Source organism: Enterococcus sp. RTP21361st1_A6_RTP21361_211029, assembly GCF_040910045.1.
Taxonomy (GTDB): Bacteria; Bacillota; Bacilli; order Lactobacillales; family Enterococcaceae; genus Enterococcus_D; species Enterococcus_D gallinarum.
This window is the reverse complement of record NZ_JBDGBK010000145.1, coordinates 1-4,202: the sequence shown is the minus strand read 5'-3', so window position 1 is coordinate 4,202 and position 4,202 is coordinate 1. Positions and strand designations below refer to the sequence as shown.

Here is a 4,202-nt window from a genome sequence, read left to right as displayed (position 1 = left end):
TTCGAAACGAAGTAGATAAAAAGCTGTTCCAAGCTCGAGTTACGAGTTTGGAACAGCTTTTGTCTACAGTCTGAAAACTCTCTAATTAGGGAGTTTTTTTCTTTGACTATCTGGGAAAAATTTCAATTTTTGGGAAAAGAATCTAATGCTGAATCATTTATTTAAGTTCACAGACGCTATAGGCAGAAAAAAAGGATTCGCTTATACTTGAGTCAAATTTAAGAAAGAGGTTTTAACAAATGATGAAAGCGCTAGTAATTGAAGATATTAAAGTAATTACCACGGCTCCAGAAGGCATCAACTTAGTAGCAGTTAAAGTGACAACGAATGACCCAAGTATTTATGGAGTGGGTTGTGCAACATTTACACAGAGATATGAAGTAGTTGTAACAGCGATTGATAAATACTTAAAACCATTTTTGATTGGTAAAGATCCGCAACGGATAGAAGATATTTGGCGCACAGCTTCGGTGAGTAGCTATTGGCGAAACGGTCCGGTATTGAACAACGCTTTGTCAGGAATCGACATGGCACTTTGGGATATTAAAGGGAAACTGGCGAATATGCCGCTTTATCAATTGTTTGGTGGAAAGGTTCGTGATGCTGTTCCAGCCTATATTCATGCCGATGCACAAAGTGTCAGTGATGCTGTTGAGTTAGTGCAAACGCGAGTCGATCAAGGCTGGAAACAGATTCGCGTACAGATTGGCGGGTATGGCGGAAATAATCAGGCGATGCATTTACCTAAGGATAATACTCCCGGTGTTTACTACGATCCAGATGTTTATATGAAGACAATGATTGAAGGGTTTGAAAAATTGAGAGAAAAATTTGGAGACTCGATCAAGCTTTGTCATGATGTGCATGAACGCTTATCTCCCAGTGAAGCGGTAAAATTTGCTAATCAGCTGGAGAAATTTGACTTGTTGTTCTTAGAGGATGCATTGCCGCCAGAACAAGTCCAATGGTTTGAGCATTTACGAAGCCATACCAATATTCCGCTAGCAATGGGAGAACTGTTTAATAATCCCCATGAATGGACGGGGCTTATCCAAAACCGGACAATCGACTATTTGCGATTGCATCTGAGTCAGGTGGGTGGAATTACACCAACAAGAAAAATTATTTCCTTGGCAGATGCTTATGGTGTGCGAACTGCGTGGCATGGCCCAGGTGATATGACAGGGATCGGGCATGCGGTGAATACGCATTTAAGTATTACTTCCACGAACTTCGGTATCCAAGAATGGAGTTGCAGCATTAAAGAGAATACGTACAAAGTATTTCCGGGAACACCGGTTGCAAAGGATGGGTACATTTATCTGAATGATCAACCAGGTATTGGTGTCGATATTGATGAGGAAGCTGCGGCGGCTTTTCCAACACATGATCGGATGGCTGACTGGACATTGTGCCGTTTGCCAGATGGATCTGCAGGAAGACCTTAAGGAGGAGTTAAAAAATGAATCAAAATAAAGATGTTATGGTAGCAAATGCAATCATTGAAGCGATTGGTGGAAAAGAAAACATTCGAGCTGTAGGACACTGTTCCTCACGCTTGCGTTTGACCTTGAACGACAAAAAAGTAGTTAACGAAGCTGAGATTGAAAATATTGATGGGGTAAAGGGGCAATTTTTTGCTGGAGAGCAATACCAGATTATTCTTGGAACGGGATTTGTTGATCGTGTGTATGCTATTGTGGTTGGAAATACGAGTACTGAGTTAAATACAGATATTAAAGGCGATCTATATGAGGGAATGTCTTTACCTAAAAAAGTATCGCGAATTTTAGGGGATATTTTCATTCCAGTTATTCCAGTTTTGGTTGCTACCGGATTATTTAGCGGTTTTATCAATTGTATCAACGCTTTTGGTGTAGAAATGAACCCAAATGTTTTGACAATCGCAACTATTTTGATGAAAACAGCTTTCACATTTTTGCCTGTACTGATTGCATGGGCGGGAATGAAGCAATTTGGTGGAAGTCCAGTGTTAGGGATTGTTCTGGGTTTGATGTTGGTCAACCCGTTGTTACCAAATCCTAGCGATGTCGCTAAAGGGGTAGCAGACGCGATTACATTTACGTTTTTCGGATTAGATTTGAATGTTGTAGGTTATCAAGGTTCGGTATTACCGGCCCTAATGGTGGCGATTATAGCCGCAAAAACGGAAAAAGCACTAAAAAAGAAAGTTCCTGATGTCCTTGATTTGATTGTCACACCATTTACAACGATTTTAGTTGCTGGATTATTAGGTTTGATTATCATTGGTCCAATTTGCCAATACATTGAATTGCTTGTTTTGGGCGCTGCAAAAGCAGTAATTGGTTTACCCTTCGGATTAGGCGGTTTGATTATTGGAGGAACGCAACAAGCCATTGTTGTCACTGGAATGCATCATATATTTTTGGCTTTGGAAACAGATTTGTTAGCGAATACGGGATTTAACCCATTTAATGCAATGATTACTGGTGGAATTATTGCACAAGCAACTGCGGCCTTAGTAACTGGATGGAAAGTTCAGGATAAAAAGAAACGTGGCTTTTTGATGTCGGCTTCATTGCCAGCTTTCTTGGGGATCACAGAGCCAGCGATCTTCGGAGTGAATCTAAAATTTGGCAAACCGTTCCTTTTTGCCTTAACAGGTGGGGCAACTGCGGGTTTAGTTGCAGGATTGTTACATGCTAAAAGTACTGGTATGGGTGTGGCAGCTATACCCGGAATTGTTACTTATTTGTATAGCGCAACTGGTATCAAAGATTATTTCATTATTCATTTAACGGGAATGATTGTATCTGGCGGATTGGTCTATTTCTTTTTCGACCCTAATGAAGCAATGGAACAAGAAGAACAGAAGAAAGGGATTGTCAAAGAAGCTGGACATGAAAAGATCTATAACCCAGTTCAAGGATATGTTGTAAAAATCACAGATGTTAATGATCCCGTTTTTTCAAAGAAAATGATGGGTGAAGGATTTGCGATCAAGCCAGAAAATGGACAGGTGTATGCACCGTTTAATGGAACGATTATGTCAATTTTTCCTACAAAACACGCCATAATCATCAAAGGTGAGCATGGAGAAGAAGCATTGATTCATATGGGGATTGATACCGTGGAATTGCAAGGTAATGGCTATAATATTCTAGTAGAAGAAAACGAAAGAGTCACAAAGAATACGTTGTTAGCAGAAATTGATCTATCTCTTTTGAAGGAAAACAATAAGGATACTTCGATTATGGTTGTTTTTCCTGAAATGAAAGATCCTCATTTAACTATTCAGTATGGGATGCAGATGAATGGAAATGAGATAGGAAGTATCGTTTGAAAGACGGAGAAGGGTGCTAAAGAATGAAACGTGTAGAATTATTAACTAAAATTGAAGAATCAGGTGTCATTGCGGTAGTTCGCGGAGCTTCTAAAGAACAAGGAAAACGATCCTGTGAAGCATTGATTCAAGGTGGAATAAAGGGAATCGAAGTTACTTTTACATTGCCTAATGCTGCAGAGGTTATTAGGGAATTAGTTTCGGAGAACTTGGATTCTAGCGTAGTAATTGGTGCGGGAACAGTTTTAGATGTCATTACTGCCCATTTAGCCATAATGGCAGGAGCTGAATTTATAGTTAGTCCGACCTTCGATCAAGCAACAGCAGAAGTTTGTAACCTGTATCAAATACCTTATTTACCAGGGTGTCTAACCGTAACGGAGATAAAAGAGTCTCTAAAAGCAGGCGTAGATATCGTAAAATTATTTCCCGGATCGGCATATGGCCCAGCAATCATATCTGCCTTCAAAGCCCCCTTGCCACAGATAAATATTATGCCAACCGGAGGGGTGTCGTTGGAAAACATGAAAGACTGGTTCAGGGCAGGTGTGGTAACAGTCGGCGTCGGGGGCAATCTTTTGAAGCCCGCTGAAACTGGAGACTATAAAGGTGTCACGCGTATCGCTAAAGAATACATGACAGAATTTAAAAAGATTAAGGATGATCTTTATGACTAAAATATTGACACTGGGTGAGATCATGCTTCGCCTTTCCACCTGTAACAATGAACGTCTAAGTGACAATAATTGTCTCTTAGCCCATTTTGGCGGAGCAGAGGCCAATGTTGCAATCTCTTTAGCGGTTCTGTTGCAAAGTTTTAAATCTACTATCAGATAAGGTAGAATAATAGAAAAAGATAGCAGGAGGAATGACGATG

The 4,202-nt window shown here is 40.2% G+C and carries 3 protein-coding genes and 1 pseudogene; all 4 read left to right on the top strand.

Going from position 1 to position 4,202, the window contains the following annotated elements:
* The first annotated feature begins 239 nt into the window (after positions 1 to 239).
* Positions 240 to 1,448 (top strand): D-galactonate dehydratase, encoded by a 1,209-nt coding sequence (locus tag AB5Z52_RS16065; protein ID WP_003127878.1) that lies wholly within the window; start codon positions 240 to 242, stop codon positions 1,446 to 1,448.
* A gap of 14 nt (positions 1,449 to 1,462) precedes the next feature.
* A complete protein-coding gene (locus AB5Z52_RS16060; RefSeq protein WP_003127879.1) occupies positions 1,463 to 3,325 on the top strand; it encodes a PTS transporter subunit IIBCA in 1,863 nt (620 codons plus the stop codon).
* Between the two features lie 23 nt (positions 3,326 to 3,348).
* Positions 3,349 to 4,002, top strand: coding sequence for a bifunctional 2-keto-4-hydroxyglutarate aldolase/2-keto-3-deoxy-6-phosphogluconate aldolase (locus tag AB5Z52_RS16055; protein ID WP_288551829.1), 654 nt, complete (start codon positions 3,349 to 3,351; stop codon positions 4,000 to 4,002).
* Positions 3,995 to 4,126 (top strand): annotated as a pseudogene (locus AB5Z52_RS16050) (sugar kinase); the annotation flags it as partial. The gene AB5Z52_RS16055 and the pseudogene AB5Z52_RS16050, both read left to right, overlap by 8 nt.
* Positions 4,127 to 4,202 lie beyond the last annotated feature (76 nt).

Excerpts from the sequence above, each read along its gene's own strand:
- AB5Z52_RS16065 (WP_003127878.1), top strand. The coding sequence starts at position 240 with ATGATGAAAGCGCTAGTAATTGAAGATATTAAAGTAATTACCACGGCT.
- AB5Z52_RS16060 (WP_003127879.1), top strand. The coding sequence starts at position 1,463 with ATGAATCAAAATAAAGATGTTATGGTAGCAAATGCAATCATTGAAGCG.
- AB5Z52_RS16055 (WP_288551829.1), top strand. The coding sequence starts at position 3,349 with ATGAAACGTGTAGAATTATTAACTAAAATTGAAGAATCAGGTGTCATT.